Source organism: Faecalibacterium sp. An122 (genome assembly GCF_002160895.1).
Classification (GTDB): domain Bacteria; phylum Bacillota; class Clostridia; order Oscillospirales; family Ruminococcaceae; genus Faecalibacterium.
Genome location: NZ_NFLL01000027.1, coordinates 1 through 16,049 on the forward strand (window position 1 = coordinate 1; position 16,049 = coordinate 16,049).

Consider the following 16,049-nt stretch of genomic DNA (forward strand, 5'->3'; position numbering starts at 1 on the left):
AACGATGAATCGTCATGCTATCACTTCCTTGCACTGCCTATGATAGAATCCTTTTATGTCTTTTTCTTGTCTTTTTAACACTTTTTTGGGCGTTTTTGAGTTTTCAGATACACCCTAAGGAGGATTGGAAAATGACTGTCATTGCAACCCAGAACGCCCCCGGCGCCATCGGCCCCTATTCCCAGGGCTTTGTCACCGGGAACCTGATCATTACTTCCGGCCAGCTGCCGGTGGACCCTGCTTCCGGCACCATGCCCGAGGGCATCGCCGCCCAGGCCGAGCAGAGCTGCAAAAATGTGGGCGCCATCCTGGAAGCCGCAGGCTCCGGCCTGGACAAGGTGGTCAAGACCACCTGTTTCCTGGCCCATATGGAGGACTTTGCCGCCTTCAATGAGGTGTATGCCCGCTATTTCACCTCCAAGCCGGCCCGCAGCTGTGTGGCCGTGAAGGAACTGCCCAAGGGTGCCCTGTGCGAGATCGAGGCCATCGCTGAGAAGTAACCCCGGCCTCAAACCACTTGCGCCATAACCCCTCTATACTACCTCCTCTTCCCATGACATCCAGATAAAACCCATCTGTTCCCTCCTAAAACCCCTTTATGCGGCGCAGCCAGCTGCATAAAGGGGGTTTTGTTGTCTGCCGCCCCTGTTGGAACCGGCCGGGCTGTGCTATAATGAGACCATCACTTGTCGGAAAAAGGAGAGGGGACCGTATGATTTTGCTGGTGGTGGATACCCAGAGCGCCTTGGTTCAGCCGGAGCTGTTCGGGTATCAGAACTTTGTCTGCAACATCCAGAAACTGATTGCCCAGGCGCGGAAAAACAAAGTGGAAGTGGTCTATGTGATCCACGACGACGGCGCAGGGAGCAGCCTGACCCCGGGACAGGAGGGGTTCGAGATTTTCTCCGGATTTGCGCCTAGAGAGGGCGAAAAGGTCTTTGTGAAAACAGTAAACAGTGCCTTCAAGGACACCGGCCTGGCGCCGTACCTGCAGAGCAGGAACCAGAAAGAAATCCTGGTGGCGGGCCTGCAGACAGATAAGTGCATCCATGCCACCGTCACCAGCGGCTTTGAGCGGGGATTCGAGATGCTGATTCCGGCCGGGGCTAACTCCACGGTGGATAATCCGTACATGACCGGCGAGGAGAGCTATCACTATTACAATGATTTCATGTGGCCGGGGCGGTACGCCCGGTGCATCCTGATGGAGGAAGCCCTGGCCAAAACGAAAGAGGACAGCGCCTCCCGCTGAAAGAAGGTGACCCAATGCGAGGCTTTGAACGAACCAACCCCTGGCTTTCCCTCTGCGGCCTGAACTGCGGCCTGTGTCCCATGCGCCTGGGGGATTACTGCGGCGGCTGCGGCCATGGGAACCAGTCCTGTCCCATTGCCCGGTGCAGCCTGGAACAGGGAAAGGTGGAATATTGCTTTGCATGCAGCCGCTATCCCTGTGAGAAATACCAGGGCGCGGAGGAATACGATTCCTTCATCACCCACCGGCGGCAGATGCAGGACCTGGAAAAGGCGCAGCGAATCGGTCTGGACGCCTACAATCGGGAACAGCAGGCGAAAGCGGAGTTTCTGGGGTATCTGCTGGAACACTTCAACGACGGCCGCCGCAAGACCTTTTTCTGCGTGGCGGTCAACCTTCTGGACTGGGAGGAGCTGCAGGAAGCCGCAGCCTGCCTCCGGGAAAAGGAGACCCTGCCCCTCAAGGAAAAAGCCCTTTTTGCCGCCCAGACCCTGGGCCGGATCGCAGACCGGCGGGGCGTGGAGCTGAAACTCCGGAAGAAAAAATGAATCGCCCGGCGGGGCGGCAGGCTGATTTCCTGTGAAGGCTCCGCCCCTTTTGAAGAAATGGAACGCCCCTGGCCCGGCCGGGGGCGTTTGGTTTTGTGCAGAGCCGGCGGCAGGGGAGCGCAGGCTGTATTGATGGAAGTGCCGCTTTCTGCTAAAATGGCAGTGGAATTGCAGAGCAAAGCAGAGCCCGGTCCCGGCGGCTGGGGCAAAGGAGGAAAAGCCATGGACCTAGGAAACCACGTGGTGGGGATCAAGGAAGCGATAGGGATTGTTCTGGTGTTTGCGGCGTTTCTGCTGCTGGTGCGGTGGCGGGCGCGGCGGCGCTCGGAAACCATTGCCTGGGACTTTCTGGGCAGATATCCCAACGCCGCCCTTCTCTACGTTTACCTTGAGGATGCCCCCGGGAACGATGGAAAGATTGTGAGCCGGAAGGGCACCGTGTCCCCGATTTTTGACGCCGGAAACGCGCCGGATTTCGGTATCAAGAAGGGTTTTGCCTGCTATGTGGCCCCGGGTCCGGTGGAGCTGGACGTCAAAGCCTCCTGGGTGGAAGATTTGTATGTGGGCAAGAGGCCGCGCTCCATCCGGACGCAGGTTTCGTTTCATGCGGAACCGGGGCTATGCGGTGGTGATGAATGGGGCCGGTCTGAAATCGAAGTTTGTGAAGCTTCATGCGGATTGAGCCGCCCGGTTTGTACAGGAGGAATTTCATGGAACCCAAGAAAACTGAAAACGTAGTGGCCGGACTGGTGGGAGCCTTTCTTGGCTCCCTGATCGGAGTGGCCTGTATTGTGCTCCTGGGACAGCTGGGGGTTGTGGCGGCCGTCAGCGGACTGGTGATGGTGGTCTGCGCCCTCCGGGGCTATGGGTGGTTCAGCGGCACCATGAGCCGAAAGGGCGCTGTGCTGGTCTGTGCCCTTTCGGTGGTCATGGTTTATGTGGCCAACCGGGTGGATTTTGCGGTGAACATCGCAGGCTGGGCCGGGGTGGATGTGTTCACCGCCTTCCGGGCCATCGATGACCTGCTGGAGGCGGGCTATCTGCGCCAAAATGCCTACTGGGGCAATTTGGCCATGCTCTACCTGTTCACCCTGCTGGGGGCGGTGCCTGCCCTGCAAGGGGCCTTCCGGACGGGCGGCGCAGAGAGGCCAGCCGACATGACTGCCGACCACTTTGTCCCCACCACCTATGAGGAAGACGCCCGGCGTCTTGAGAGAATGGACCCCACGCTGGAGGAGCCGGCCCCCGTCCGTGAGGCGGTCCGGCCCATGGCGGCCATCTTTCTCCCGTTTGCCGGGATGTTTCTGGGGTTTGTGGTTCTCTGGCTTTCCATCAGCCCCATCCTGCTGGAAGGGCTGCTGAACGGCGCCCAAACGCCGGAGGCTCTGCTCCAGGGCTACAGCAGCTGGTATGTTCTGCTGATGCTGGCCGTGGCTGCGGCGGTGGCGCTGCCGGCGGTTGGGACCGCGCTGGCGGTCCGGAAAAGCGGCGGCGTCCCGGCAACGCTGGCGGCGGTGTGCATAGTGTTTCCGCTGTTGATCGGCGGCGCCATGCTGGCGATCGAGGATGTGCCTGGGCTGTTTTTCCGGTCCAGAGAGGACCTGGCCCAGATCGAAAACGGCCAGCTGCAGGAGGTCACGGTCTGGCTCAGCCCCAAATTTCAGGAGGACCAGCTACCCGGCCCGTATACCGAAGGCCAGCCCCGGCCGGTGACCCGGTACAGAGGCATCGGCGAGGATACCGGGCGCAGATGGGAGGATTTTTACCTGCCCGACAGCCTGGGCTTTTCGCTGGACCCGGATGCCCTGTACCGCGATGGGGAGAGCATCCAGTGGAATGAGGAGAACGCGCGGCAGTACCGCCTGTACCTCACCCGGCATTTCCGCCTGGTGGTGTCAGCGGAACCTCTCGACCTCCCCGCACAAGGGCTGCGGGTGACCGTCTGAACCCACAAAACGCACACAGGCCTCCGGTCCAGCCGGGGGCCTGTGCTGGTTTAGGAGAGCCGCAAAACCCACGCCCGCCCTTTTGCAGACAGGCGTCGTCCGCTTTGCCGGATCTTTTCATAAAATAAAGGCGCAGCCGGTTTAGGGCTGCGCCTTTGGCTGTTCTCGGGGCCGCCGCATACGGCACCCGGCAGGGGTCAGGATTCGATGGTCTGGCTGCCGGTGGACCAGACGTGGTCCTGGCTGGCGGCAGCGGGGGTGTTCTGGGCCATGACGCCCACCAGATTGTGGGGAACATAGGGCTCTTCCAAATAGAGCAGCTCCTCCGGAGTCAGGACCAGATCGACGGCCCGGGCGGCCCCCTCCGCGTGATGGAGTTTGGTGGCCCCCACCACCGGCGCGGTGACCTTGGTCAGCAGCCAGGCCAGGGACACTTCGGTCATGGTGACGCCGTGGTTTTGTGCCAGCTCGGCCACCCGCTGGATGATGACCGCATCCTGCTGGGCGGTGGCGTCGTATTTGAACCGGGCATAACTGTCCTCCTCCAGCCGCTTGGAGGTCTCTCCGGGGTGCTTGGACAGCCGTCCGCCCGCCAGGGCGCTGTAAGGCGTCATGGCGATGTTGTCCTCGGCGCAGAGCTTGGCCATTTCCCGCTCTTCCTCCCGGAAAATCAGGTTGTAATGCCCCTGAATCGAGACAAATTTGGAGAAGCCTTCCTTCTCGGCCAGGGCGTTGGCCTTGGCCAGCTGATAGGCGAAACAGTTGGAGATGCCGATGTAGCGGGCCTTGCCGGCCTTCACGATCCGGTTCAGCCCGTCCAGAATGTCGTACAGGGGCGTCTGGTAGTCCCACATGTGGTAGATGTAGAGGTCCACATAGTCCATCCCCAGATTTTTCAGGCTGGTATCGATCATCTGCTGAATGTGGCGCTGGCCCGAGATGCCGTTTTGGATTTCTTCCGGGGTGCGGGGCAGGAACTTGGTGGCCACCACCACCTGGTCCCGGCGGGCGAAGTCCCGCAGGGCCCGGCCCAGATACTGCTCGCTGGTGCCGCTCTGGTAGGCGATGGCGGTGTCGAAAAAGTTGATTCCCAGTTCCAGGCCGCGGCGGATGATCTCCCGGGAGTGTTCCTCGTCCAGGGTCCAGCTGTGCTGGCCGTTTTTGGCGTCGCCGAACCCCATGCATCCCATGCAGATGCGGGAGACTTTCAGGTCTGAGTTGCCCAGGGTGGTGTATTGCATGATGGATTCTCCTTTCTCCATGGAAGCGGCTGATGTTTCCAGGGGCCCGGAGGCCCCAAGACTTTTTCTGCTTCTATTATAGAATCAGCAGGGTGAAATGTCGAATACTTATTCCTTATCTGCGAAGATGCCCAAAATGCATGCACGCCGCAAACCAGCCGGACTAAGCTGCTTTCTCCGTGGCCCCTCCACCGCCCTGCAGGGGCGCCGTGCGTTCGCCGGCAGGAGCTCTTTCCGCTCCCGGCATTTGTGCTCGGGGGCCTGTTTTGCTATAATAGGCTCAAACCAACCCAAAGGAAGTTTTGCCTATGCCCTATAAAATCCTTGTGGTGGAAGACGACCCGGTGATCCGGCAGCAGCTGCAGCTGTTGCTGGCCGGCAGCGGGTACCAGGTGGAGGCCGCCGGGGACGCCCCGGCGGCGCTGGACCGGATGAAAACCTTTGCGCCCCAGCTGGTGCTCCTGGACATCGGATTGCCGGGAGCCAGCGGCCTTGAATTGTGCGCGCAGATCCGCGGCTTTTCACAGGTGCCCATCGTCTTTGTCACCAGCAGCCACGCCGACCTGGACGAGCTGAACAGCATCCTGCTGGGCGGCGACGCCTTTCTCACCAAACCCTATAACCCGGCCATCCTGCTGGCCAAAATCGCCGCCCTGCTGCGCCGGGCCTATCCCGCCGCGGCGGAAGAAACCCTCTGCTGGAAGGACGCCCTTCTCCACCTGGAAAGCGGCGCGCTGGAATACCGGGGCCGGACCGTGGAACTGACCCGGAACGAGCAGAAAATCCTGTATTATCTGTTCCGGCACGCCGGGACCATCTGCGCCCGGGCGGATCTGGTGGACTTTTTGTGGGACAACCAGCTCTATATCGACGACAACGCCCTCAGCGTCCATGTCAGCCGCATCCGGGACAAGCTGGCCTCCATCGGGCTGACCGACTTCATCCAGACCAAACACCGGCAGGGGTACAAGATATGAGATACGTGCAGGACCGCCTCCCGGCGGTGGTGGTGAATCTGGTGGGACTGACCATGCTGTCTTTGTTTCTGCTGGCGGGCGGCAATGCCGTGGGAACGGTGGCGCTGATCGCCGCCGTCTGGCTGGCGGTGCTGGCCTGCTGGCTGATCGCCGGGTGCTTTCTGGAAAAGCGGCGCCTGGATGCCCTTTTGCGCCAGGCGGAACAGCTGGAAGAGCGGTATCTGTTGCCCGAAATCCTTCCTCCGCCGGTGACGGCCGAGGAAGCGGTATGCCGCCGGCTGCTGCAGATGGCGGAAAAGTCGATGCTGGAACAGGTTGCGGAGGCCCAGCGGCAGCGCAAAGCCTATCGGGAATACATCGAGCAGTGGGTTCATGAGATCAAGACGCCCATCACGGCGGCAGAGCTTCTCTGTGAAAACCACCGCAGCCCGCTTTCCCGGGAGATCCTGGCCCAGCTGGAACGGATCACCCGCTGCACCGAGCAGGCCCTCTACTATGCCCGCAGCGAGCACACCGAAAAAGATTATCTGATCCGTGACATCCAGCTGAACAGCCTGGTTTCCAGCGCCATCGCCGAAAACAAATATCTGCTGCGGCAGGGCGGGGTGTGCATCGAGGTGGGAAACCTGGCCGGCACCGTCTGCACCGATGACAAGTGGGTCCGGTTCATTCTGGATCAAATCATCGGCAACGCGGTCAAGTACCGGAGCCCGTCGCCCCGGCTGCGCTTTGACGCGGAGGAGCGGCCGGGCCAGGTCTGCCTGGTGGTGGAGGACAATGGCATGGGCATCCCGGCGGAGGACCTGCCCCGGGTGCTGGAAAAAGGCTTCACCGGGCGGAATGGCCGCACGGTCCACAGCTCCACCGGGATGGGTCTGTACCTGTGCAGCCGGCTGTGCGACAAGCTGGGCATCGGGCTGGAAATCCACTCCCGGGAAGGGGAAGGGACCGCCGTCCGCCTGGTTTTCACGGTCAACGATGCCATTGCCGGCGTGCATAGATAAAATCGAAACCCACCTGGTCCGCGGCTGCGCTCCCTCGGCCGGGGCGCGGGTGGTATGGCGATGCGAAACAGTCCAGGCTGTGCCTGGTCTTTCATTTTTGTAAGAACTGCGCAAGGAAACCCGATACACTCCGGGCCGCCGATCCCTTACAATGGAGCCGGAGGTGAACGAGATGAAAGAAATACTCAAACTGGAACACATCCAGAAAATCTACGGCAATGGAGGCAGCATCACCAAAGCCATCCGGGATATCAGCTTCGCGGTGGAGGAAGGGGAGTTTGTGGGGATCATGGGGGCGTCGGGGTCAGGCAAGACCACCCTGCTCAACTGCATCTCCACCATAGATGCCGTCAGCGCCGGCCACATTTACCTGGACGGCCAGGACGTCACCGCAATCAAACCCGGAGATCTGGCCCGGTTCCGCCGGGAAAAGCTGGGTTTTGTCTTTCAGGATTTCAATTTGCTGGACACATTGACCATCGGGGAGAACATCGCCCTGGTGCTGGCCATCAACAAAACCCCGGCCCATCAGGTGGAGCCGCAGGTCCAGGCCATGGCCCAGAGGCTGAACATCCAGGGGATTCTGGAAAAATATCCCTATCAGGTGTCGGGAGGACAGCGGCAGCGGTGCGCCTGCGCCCGGGCGCTGATCCATGGGCCCCGGCTGCTGCTGGCGGATGAGCCCACCGGCGCCCTGGACAGCCATTCGGCCCAGATGCTTCTGACTACCTTTGAGGGAATCCACCGCCAGCTGGGTGCCACCATCCTGATGGTGACCCATGACGCCTTTACCGCCAGCTATGCCCAGCGGATTCTGTTTTTGCGGGATGGGGAAATCTTCACCGAGCTGCGGCGGGGCGGCCAGACCCGCGGGGCCTTCTTTGAGAAGATTCTGCAGGTGCTGACCATGCTGGGAGGAGGCGGGACGGATGTACGCTAAACTGATTCTCCGCAGCGCCCGGCGCTCGGCCCGGGATTACCTGATTTATCTGGTCACCATGACCCTCTGCGTCGCCTTGTTCTATGCGTTTTTGTCGGTGTCCAGCCGGTTTTATAAGCCGGATATCGGGGTGGAGTACGACTTCACCCTCCTCAGCGGCGGGATGAAAATGGCCATCTGCGCCGTGACTCTGCTGCTGTTGTTCCTGATCCGGTTTGTGAACCACTATATGCTCCGCAGCCGCCAAAAGGAATTCGCCCTGGAGGCCATTCTGGGGATGGACCAGCGGACCATTGCCGGGCTGTTTTTCGCCGAAACCCTGCTGATGGGCGGGGTGTCGGTGGTGCTGGGCATCGGCCTGGGGGCGGTATGCTCCCAGTTCATCACCGCCCTGCTGCTGACCAGTTACGGCCAGCCCTATCGGCCGGCGTGGACCTTGTTCCCGGATACCGTCCTCTGGACGGTGGGCTTTTTCCTGCTGAGCTTTCTGGCGGTGGGACTGTTCCAGACCCGGGCCATCCGCCGGACCCGCATCCTCTCGATGCTGACCGCCGGCCGTGAAAACGAAGCCCCTCTCACCCAAAGCCGCTGGATGCAGGGGGTGGCCGTCCTGTATCTGGCGCTTGCGGCGGTCATGACGGTTCAAGCCGGCCGGATGCTGTATTTTTATGGGGACAGCCGGTTCCCGGCGCCGGTGCAGGTCATGTTCTGGGCCAATATTCTGGCCCCGGCGGGGCTGCTGGCCTGGACGGCGGTCTGGGCTGTGCGCCGCCGGAAAGGGGACTTTCCGGTTCTGGTGCTGGGCCTGACGGCGGGGGCGCTTGTCTGCATCCTGGCGGCGGCCAGTGTGCCGGTGACCCAGCGCCGGTATATGCTGGCGTTTGGGGAGGGCGGGGTCAGCCAGGCCCTGACTGCTCTGCTGGTCCACCTGCTTTTCCTGCTCTGCGGGGTGATCTGGCTGGCCAGCACCCTGCTGGTCTGGCGCAAAGAGCGCAGCGCTGCCTGCCGCTATCAGGGCACCAACCTGTTCTTTTTCGGCCAGATGATTTCCAAGCTCCGCACCACCAGCAAGACCATGAGCCTGGTGAGCATCACCCTGGTGCTGTCCATCTTTCTCTTCATGGCGGCCCCGGTGCTGGTGGGCTGGGCCGACGGCTATCTGGAAGCCCGGTCGATGTACGATATCCAGATCTACTCCCGCTACAACAACGTCTACCACGAGGCCGATCTGCCCCGGGACGGCTATCAGGCGGTGACCGCGTTTCTCTCGGAAAAAGGAATCGAAACCGCCGCAGACCGGACCTTCAGCCTCTATCTGCCCCGGCGGGAGGACTTTCACCAGAGGGTGAAATACGACTTTCCTGCGGCGGCGATTTCCCTCAGCGACTACAACGCCCTGCGGACCATGCTGGGCCTTGAGCCGGTGGAGCTGGCGGAGGGGGAGTTTACCACCCAGTGGCAGACCATTGCCTCGGAGGAGGAACGGGAACAGTTTCTCGCCGAACACCCCACTGTTTCCACCGACGCCGGCGTCCTGACCCTGGCGGAACAGGCCTGGCATGACGACCCGATGGGGGAGACCCTCTACAACAGCTACACCGACGTGGTGTATGTGTTCCCGGACAGCGTCTGTCAGCAGCTCTTGCCGGTGATGCGCTGCCGGTACAGCATGACGGCCCAGCCCCTGGCCTATGAGACAGCCCGGGCCCTGGAACAGTTTTTTATTGACCATTACCCCGAACAGGCCCCCGGCGGGGTGAATTATTCCATTCGGCTGCGGACCCTGCAGGTCAACAGCACCCGGGCCGGCAACTTTGTGTTGCAGGCGGCCATGATTTATGGAGCGGTGGTGCTGATGGTGATTTGCCTGACGGTTTTGTCCCTGCAGCAGCTGCTGGATGCCGGGCAGTACCGGTATCGCTTCTCGGTGCTGCGGAAGCTGGGCGTCGGGGAAAAAGAGATCGGGCGGCTGGTGGTGCGGCAGCTGGGCTTCTGGTTCGGACTGCCGGTGGGGGCGGCGGCCCTGGCAGGAGGCGCAGTGGTGGGCTGCTTTGTCCTGGTGGTGCAGGCCGAGATCGGCGCTTACATCGGCTTTGGCGCCCTGGCGGTACAGCTGGGCATCACGGCGGCGGTTCTGACCCTCTTGCTGGGATGTTATTTTGTCAGCACCTGGGCCATGTTCCGCCGGGCAATCGAAGCCTGACCCGGCACAAAAAGAAGATAGAACCAGAAAGAGCGGCCAGTTTCCTGGCCGCTCTTTCCGGGTGTGTAGGGATGAAGGATGGAGCTTTGCTGCTCCGTTTTAGAGATTTTCGCCGTGATGGGCAATGACGTCCCGGTACCAGTAGAAGGATTTCTTCCGGATGCGCTTTTTGGTTCCGCAGCCGGCGTTGTCCTGGTCCACATAGATGAAGCCGTACCGCTTGGACATTTCGCCGGTGGTGGCGCTGACCAGATCGATGCAGCCCCAGGCGGTGTAGCCCATGATGTCCACGCCGTCCTGGTCGATGGCCTGGATCATGGCCTGGATGTGGGTCTTTAAGTAGTCAATGCGGTAGTCGTCGGAGACGGTCCCCTCCGGCGTCAGCTGGTCCATGGCGCCCAGACCGTTCTCCACCACAAAGAGCGGCTTCTGGTAGCGGTCGTACAGGGCGTTGAGGGTGATGCGGAAGCCCATGGGATCGATGGGCCAGCCCCACTGGCTGCAGGTCAGGTAGGGATTTTTGGCCGAGGCGAAGACGTTGCCGCCGGAGGCTTCCCCCTGTCCGTCGGTGCGGACACAGCGGCTGTTGTAGTAGGAGAGGGCGATGAAGTCGGCGGTGTTCTCCCGCAGGATGCGCTCGTCCTCGGGGTCCATCTCCACATGGATGCCGCTGCGGTTCCATAGCTTTTTGGCATAGGCCGGGTAGGCCCCGCGGGCCTGCACGTCGGTGAAGAAGTAGGTTTCCCGGTCCTTCTGCATGCCCTGCCAGACGTCCTCGGGGCGGCAGCTGTAGGGATATACGCTGCCGGCTGCAATCATGCAGCCCACCTGGCAGTCCGGATTGATCTGGTGGGCGAGTTTGGTGGCCAGCGCAGAGGCCACCAGCTCGTGGTGGGCCGCCTGGTACTGGACAGCCAGCGGGTTTTCGCCCTTCTCAAACCGGATGCCTGCGCCCATAAAGGGCAGGTGCATCAGCATGTTGATTTCGTTGAAGGTGATCCAGTAGCGCACCTTGCTGCGGTACCGGCGGAAAATCACCTCGCAGTAGCGCAGGTAGGCGTCGATCACCGCCCGGCTGCGCCAGGAGCCGTATTTTTCCACCAGGTGCAGGGGCAGGTCAAAGTGGCAGATGGTCACCACCGGCTGGATGTTGTGGCGCAGCAGCTCGTCGATCAGGTTGTCGTAGAACTGCAGGCCGGCCTCGTTGGGCTGGGTTTCCTCCCCGGTGGGGAAAATCCGGGACCAGGAAAAGGAGAACCGATAGCACCGGAACCCCATCTCTGCAAACAGGGCGATGTCCTCTTTGTAGTGGCCGTACAGATCGATGCCGTCCCGCCCGGGATACCGGGTCCCCTGGGGCAGGGTGCGGTAGTCCATCACGCCCTGCATGACCGGCAGACGGTTTTCACCCTGAGGCAGCACATCCACCACGGCCATGCCGCGTCCGTCCGCCTGCCAGCCGCCCTCGCACTGGTTGGCGGCGGTGGCGCCGCCCCACAAAAAATCGTTTCGCATCGTTGACCTCCGGTTCTGATTCAGGAAATGGAGGGGATTCAGATGTCAAAATTTTCGTTCAGCAGAAGATCCCGGTGCCGGATCATTTCCAGCGAGGACTGGACGTGCTGTTCCTGGCAGTGGGAGAGGAGCAGGGAGAAAAAGACGTCGAAGACGTAGTTGCAGGCGGCGAAGGAGGTGATGACGTCCAGGCTGAGGACCGAGTCCCGGTTGGGGATTTCCACCACCTCGTGGCACCAGGACCGGGTCACCTGATTGTGGGGGCCCAGGATGCCCACCACATGGTTGTGGGTGGCGGTGCGCAGGTATTTGGCCATGGTTTCCACCGTGCGGTTGGCCCCCGTGAAGCTGATGACAAAGGCCACGGTCTTTTTGTGTTTGCGTGCGGCCAGATAGTGGCCGCTGATGCTCTCATAGGCGGAGCTCTCCACCCCCAGGGTGGCGAACTTGAAGGCGGCCGCCTGGGCCAGGGTGTAGCTGATGCCGGTGGCGTAGATGTCGATGCACTCCGCCTTCCGCAGCAGGCGGTCGATGCGCAGCATATCGCTTTTGTTGAGGGTGAGGCGGGTGTTGGTGATGGCCTTGTCGTAGAGCCCCGGCAGGGTGTGGATGATGTCGGTATAGGAGCTGTGGGGGGATGGGCTCGTTGGCCAGAATCTGCCCGATCCGCTCGTTCTGGTTGACCTCGGCGATCAGCTTCAGCTTGAACTCATGGTACCCGGAAAGCCCCAGCTTCTGGCTCAGGCGGACCATGGTGGCCTTGCTGGTCAGGGTGGATTTGGCAAGCTCGCCGGCCGACATGTCGGGAATTTGCTCCATGTGGGCCAGAATATAGTTTGCAATGTCCTTTTCGTGGTTTGTGAAGTTTTTCATCTCTTTCAACTGCACCAGCAACACGATTTTGGTCCCTCTTTTCCGTGTAATACCCCTGAACGTCCGCCGTGGCGGCGGCGTGCCGGCCCCTGGAACGGTTCTGCCTTTTTGCACCGGGGGATGTATTCATTATAGCAAATGTTGTGTGATTTCACAATATTTCAGACGGCGGGGAGCGGGCGGACAAAGGAAAACCCGCCGCAGAGCGGCGGGCGGGATATCGAAGAGAAGATGCCCTGTTTTGCAGGTGTCGGGGGACCGGGTCAGACCTCCTTGTCCGGGGCCTGGCCGTCGTGGGCCAGCCACTTGCACTCGGTCAGCTCCATGTGGGTGAACACGGCGCGGAAAGAGGAGTCCTCCGGGCTGCAGGCGTAGATTCCAAACCGGATTTCTCCCTTGGCCTCATGCAGGTGGCAGACCCGCATCTGATGGAATACGGCGCCGTCCTCGGAACACTCGATGCAGAAATCGTCCTCCCGGCGGCTCAGCCGGTACCACATGGATTTCACGCCGGCGGGGATTTCGGTGGTGGCCCAGTCGGAATAGCCGTGGTTGGTGACCACGCTGCCCAGATGCTGAAACCGGTCGTTTTCGTATTCCACCGAGCCCTTGAGCCAGTTTTCGCTGTCCAGATAGAGGACCACGCCGCATTGGTCAAAGCGGTGGTGGCTCTCGGCAAATTCCGTCTTGACCACAAAGGAGAAGAAGGCTTCTTCGGTGGACATCTGGAGCACCGGGGCGTTGTCGTTGCGGAAGTGGTAATAGGTCCGCTGCCACAGATCGGTGTGGGGGCGGGTGACGATCTCGATGCGGTCGGGCGCAATGACGCAGCTTGCCGGCTGCCGGGTCCATTGCAGACGGGAAGTGTCCAGTTTCATGGTTGAGTCCTCCTTGTTTGTTTTCGGTCGGTCGTGTTCCGCAGCGCCCGGGCTGCCGTGCTGGTTTTGATGCCGCCCGGACAAAGGCGCGGCGTCTTGTTTATTCCGTGTCCCCGGCCTGCTGGTCCAGAAAGGCCTCGATGGCGTCCACAGTCTGGGCCTGCTGCTCCTGGGCGGAAATAGCGGCGGGCGGATCCCCCTTCTGGGGGCCGTAGTTGCCGAACTGGGCGTGGTTGCCGCCCTCGATTTCCACAATGTTCCGGGTGTAGTCCAGATGATCCTCCACGCTCTGGTTCAGGGAACCGTAGACGGTCAGGGTGTTTTCCTCCGGGTAGTCCCCATAGATGTAGGCCCCCAGCAGAATCAGCCCCTCCACCTGGTCGGGATGTTCGGCGGCGTATTTGGAGGCCATAGCGCCGCCCATGGAGTGGCCGGCGATGTACCAGTGCTGGATTTCAGGAAACTGCGGGATGACGTCCTCCGCCGCGCCGGCGTCGAAAATGGCCATGTGGAAAGGCATATCCACCAGGATGCAGGTGACGCCCAGCTGCTGGCGGATCTGGTCCAGGAGAGGCAGATAGGCTTCGGCCTCCACCTTGGCGCCGGGATAGAAGAGAAGGGCGGTGTCGCTGGGCTGGCCGGGACGCAGAATGGTCAGATTGCCCTGGGTGGACAGGTTGACGCCCTGGACGGCCACTTCCAGCGCCGCATCCTCGGCGCGGTAGTAGTCGGATACATACCAGAGAAAGCCACCGGCGCACAGCGCCACAACCACCAGCAGAATGACCGCGGCCCGCTTCAGCCGGGCAAGGGCGTTCGAAGTTTTTTGCATGGTCAGATCCCCTTTGTCAGAATATGTGCCGCCAGGGCCAGCGTGAACAGAAGCAGAAAGCCGGCGATCATGCCGTCCAGAGCCTTGGAATAGCCCTTGGGGGTGATGCAGCCCATGGCGTCCAGTTTCCGGATGATGGGGTGCAGCCGCCAGAAGTAGGTGGCAATGGACAAAATCATGGCCACCACCGCCCACAGCTGGACCGTTTCGTCGCCGAGGATCAGGATGACCCCCAGCAGAAAAATAAAGATCAGCTTCACCCCGGCCACCCAGTTCACCAGGTAGGAGGCAAACAGCTTTTGTTCGTCGTTCTCGCTGTGATGGAAGGCGTTGAACACCCCCACGCCGTTGCCCAGCTGGCTGCCGGGCCAGAAATACAGGATGGCCACGTTGGCCGACTCCATCACAATAAATACCAACATGGCAATGGATAACAGATTCATGGGGAATTCCTTTCCGGCCGGTTGGGCCATCGTTTTGCAGAGTTCGGGTAGCAGAGGGAAAAGTCCCGCTCCACCGTCAGCGGACGTTTCCCGGGGAGCGGGCGGTCAGGGCTGCTTCTCCAACTCGTGCAGCAGCTGGGTGTACCAGTTGATTTCAAAGCCGGCGGCCGCGATGCCGTACTCGATGGTGTACCCCTGAAACCGCAGTACCTGGGGCCAGTCGATCCCCGGCGGCAGTTCGCCGGGGTTCATCTGCTGAAACCGGGCCCGAATCCTGCAGAGAATCCCCCGGGTCTGTTCCATCTGGCGGATGTAATCCCGGATGGCGTCCAGCCGCTCTGCAGGCCCGGTCAGCCCGGCGAAAAACAGCCGGGACAGCTCCATGTTTTTCACCCTGTCCGCCTGCATGGGCTGGGCGGCCCATGCCGAAAAGGTCTCCCGCCCGGCGTCGGTGACGGCAAAGAGTTTTTTCCGCCGTTTGCCCTCGGCGGTTTCGCGGGCCGTGATTTTGCCCTCTTTCTCCAGCTTGGCCAGGGCCGTCTGGACGCTGCCCGCGCTGTGGGAACAGATCAGGGCCAGATTGTTCTTGATGAACTGCTGCAGCTGGTACCCCGTCATGGGGGACAGGATCAGCAGCCCCAAAAGCAGATATTCCATGTCATCCTCCAATCTGTCGATTAGAGATATTGTAAAGCCGGCCCCGGCGTTTGTCAACCGGGACTTTTGGGGCGACAGGCTGCACTCCAAAAGCAGAAGGAACGGTGCGACGCGCAAAAGAGAACCCAGCCAAAAGGAAGGGGAGCGCTTGACAGATGCGGCGGTTTGCTGTATAATGAACATCGTTCATATTGAAGAAACACAGGGCGGCGACGGGCCTGCGCCCGCCCGCCGAATGATAAGGAGAAATACATCATGATGAAACGCTATATGAATGCCGCTTTGATCTACGCAATTCTCGCCATGGTAGGCGGCGTGTTCTACCGGGAGTTCACCAAAATCATCGGTTTCACTGGCAGAACCAGTCTGGGCTTTGTGCACACCCATTACTTTATGCTGGGAATGGTGTTTTTCCTGCTGATGGTCCTGCTGGAGAAGAACCTGTCCTTCACCGGGCCCAAGACCGGCCGGGTGCTGGCCGTCTATCATGTGGGCCTGAACCTGACGGTGGTGATGCTGGTGATCCGGGGCGTGTTCCAGGTGCTGGGCACCAGCCTTTCCTCCGGCATGGATGCAGCCATTTCCGGCATGGCCGGGGTGGGGCATATCCTGCTGGGCGTCAGCATGGTGCTGGTGCTGCTGCAGGTGAAGCGCAGCATCTCGTAACCCCGCCTGTGCCAAAACATTAAAAGCGGCTTTCCCGTCAGGAAAGGCCGCCACAGCCAGACAACCAGAGCGGC

17 protein-coding genes and 1 pseudogene are annotated in these 16,049 nt (G+C 61.1%); 10 read left to right on the forward strand and 8 right to left on the reverse strand.

Annotated elements, in window-relative coordinates:
* Positions 1–131: 131 nt before the first annotated feature.
* The 5 genes from B5E67_RS12550 (at position 132) to B5E67_RS12570 (ending at position 3,746) form a co-directional block, all read left to right on the forward strand.
* On the forward strand, positions 132–500 hold the full coding sequence (locus B5E67_RS12550) for a RidA family protein (RefSeq protein ID WP_087385555.1): 369 nt from the start codon (positions 132–134) through the stop codon (positions 498–500).
* 212 nt (positions 501–712) lie between these two features.
* Positions 713–1,252: a cysteine hydrolase family protein gene (locus B5E67_RS12555; RefSeq protein WP_087385556.1), complete on the forward strand. Its 540-nt coding sequence runs from the start codon at positions 713–715 to the stop codon at positions 1,250–1,252.
* A gap of 14 nt (positions 1,253–1,266) precedes the next feature.
* Positions 1,267–1,800 (forward strand): DUF3795 domain-containing protein, encoded by a 534-nt coding sequence (locus B5E67_RS12560; protein ID WP_087385557.1) that lies wholly within the window; start codon positions 1,267–1,269, stop codon positions 1,798–1,800.
* A gap of 222 nt (positions 1,801–2,022) precedes the next feature.
* Positions 2,023–2,538, forward strand: coding sequence for a hypothetical protein (locus B5E67_RS12565; RefSeq protein ID WP_087385558.1), 516 nt, complete (start codon positions 2,023–2,025; stop codon positions 2,536–2,538).
* Positions 2,511–3,746, forward strand: a complete 1,236-nt coding sequence (locus B5E67_RS12570; protein WP_087385559.1) for a hypothetical protein — start codon at positions 2,511–2,513, stop codon at positions 3,744–3,746. Before B5E67_RS12565 ends, B5E67_RS12570 begins: the two co-directional genes overlap by 28 nt.
* A 197-nt stretch (positions 3,747–3,943) precedes the next feature.
* On the opposite strand, the gene B5E67_RS12575 is transcribed toward B5E67_RS12570, so the two are convergent.
* Positions 3,944–4,987 carry an aldo/keto reductase gene (locus B5E67_RS12575; protein ID WP_087385560.1) on the reverse strand — a complete coding sequence of 348 codons (1,044 nt, stop codon included), beginning with the start codon at positions 4,985–4,987 and terminating at the stop codon, positions 3,944–3,946.
* 308 nt (positions 4,988–5,295) lie between these two features.
* Here B5E67_RS12575 and B5E67_RS12580 point away from each other — a divergent pair, with 308 nt between their 5' ends.
* The 4 genes from B5E67_RS12580 (at position 5,296) to B5E67_RS12595 (ending at position 10,111) form a co-directional block, all read left to right on the forward strand.
* Positions 5,296–5,964 carry a response regulator transcription factor gene (locus tag B5E67_RS12580; protein WP_087364789.1) on the forward strand — a complete coding sequence of 223 codons (669 nt, stop codon included), beginning with the start codon at positions 5,296–5,298 and terminating at the stop codon, positions 5,962–5,964.
* Positions 5,961–6,968, forward strand: a complete 1,008-nt coding sequence (locus B5E67_RS12585) for a sensor histidine kinase (RefSeq protein WP_087385561.1) — start codon at positions 5,961–5,963, stop codon at positions 6,966–6,968. Before B5E67_RS12580 ends, B5E67_RS12585 begins: the two co-directional genes overlap by 4 nt.
* Before the next feature lie 172 nt (positions 6,969–7,140).
* Positions 7,141–7,908, forward strand: coding sequence for an ABC transporter ATP-binding protein (locus B5E67_RS12590; RefSeq protein ID WP_087385585.1), 768 nt, complete (start codon positions 7,141–7,143; stop codon positions 7,906–7,908).
* Complete coding sequence (locus B5E67_RS12595; protein WP_087385562.1) at positions 7,898–10,111, forward strand: FtsX-like permease family protein; 2,214 nt, start codon at positions 7,898–7,900, stop codon at positions 10,109–10,111. The genes B5E67_RS12590 and B5E67_RS12595 overlap by 11 nt, the downstream gene beginning before the upstream one ends.
* A 99-nt stretch (positions 10,112–10,210) precedes the next feature.
* Here B5E67_RS12595 and B5E67_RS12600 read toward each other — a convergent pair whose 3' ends face one another.
* The 7 genes and pseudogenes from B5E67_RS12600 to B5E67_RS12625 all read right to left on the reverse strand — a co-directional run bounded on the left by B5E67_RS12600 (position 10,211) and on the right by B5E67_RS12625 (position 15,309).
* Complete coding sequence (locus B5E67_RS12600) at positions 10,211–11,626, reverse strand: 6-phospho-beta-glucosidase (RefSeq protein ID WP_087385563.1); 1,416 nt, start codon at positions 11,624–11,626, stop codon at positions 10,211–10,213.
* A 38-nt stretch (positions 11,627–11,664) separates the two neighbouring features.
* Positions 11,665–12,168 carry an SIS domain-containing protein gene (locus tag B5E67_RS15955; protein WP_242956985.1) on the reverse strand — a complete coding sequence of 168 codons (504 nt, stop codon included), beginning with the start codon at positions 12,166–12,168 and terminating at the stop codon, positions 11,665–11,667.
* A gap of 193 nt (positions 12,169–12,361) precedes the next feature.
* A pseudogene (locus B5E67_RS16115) lies at positions 12,362–12,499 on the reverse strand (MurR/RpiR family transcriptional regulator); the annotation flags it as partial.
* 263 nt (positions 12,500–12,762) lie between these two features.
* Positions 12,763–13,377 carry a DUF1349 domain-containing protein gene (locus B5E67_RS12610; protein ID WP_087385564.1) on the reverse strand — a complete coding sequence of 205 codons (615 nt, stop codon included), beginning with the start codon at positions 13,375–13,377 and terminating at the stop codon, positions 12,763–12,765.
* 100 nt (positions 13,378–13,477) lie between these two features.
* Positions 13,478–14,209 carry an alpha/beta fold hydrolase gene (locus B5E67_RS12615; RefSeq protein WP_087385565.1) on the reverse strand — a complete coding sequence of 244 codons (732 nt, stop codon included), beginning with the start codon at positions 14,207–14,209 and terminating at the stop codon, positions 13,478–13,480.
* A gap of 2 nt (positions 14,210–14,211) precedes the next feature.
* Positions 14,212–14,652 carry a hypothetical protein gene (locus B5E67_RS12620; RefSeq protein ID WP_087385566.1) on the reverse strand — a complete coding sequence of 147 codons (441 nt, stop codon included), beginning with the start codon at positions 14,650–14,652 and terminating at the stop codon, positions 14,212–14,214.
* Positions 14,653–14,757: 105 nt separating this feature from the next.
* Positions 14,758–15,309, reverse strand: a complete 552-nt coding sequence (locus B5E67_RS12625; protein WP_087385567.1) for a helix-turn-helix transcriptional regulator — start codon at positions 15,307–15,309, stop codon at positions 14,758–14,760.
* 258 nt (positions 15,310–15,567) lie between these two features.
* On the opposite strand from B5E67_RS12625, the gene B5E67_RS12630 reads away from it, so the two are divergent.
* Positions 15,568–15,975: a DUF2871 domain-containing protein gene (locus B5E67_RS12630; protein ID WP_087385586.1), complete on the forward strand. Its 408-nt coding sequence runs from the start codon at positions 15,568–15,570 to the stop codon at positions 15,973–15,975.
* Positions 15,976–16,049: the final 74 nt, after the last annotated feature.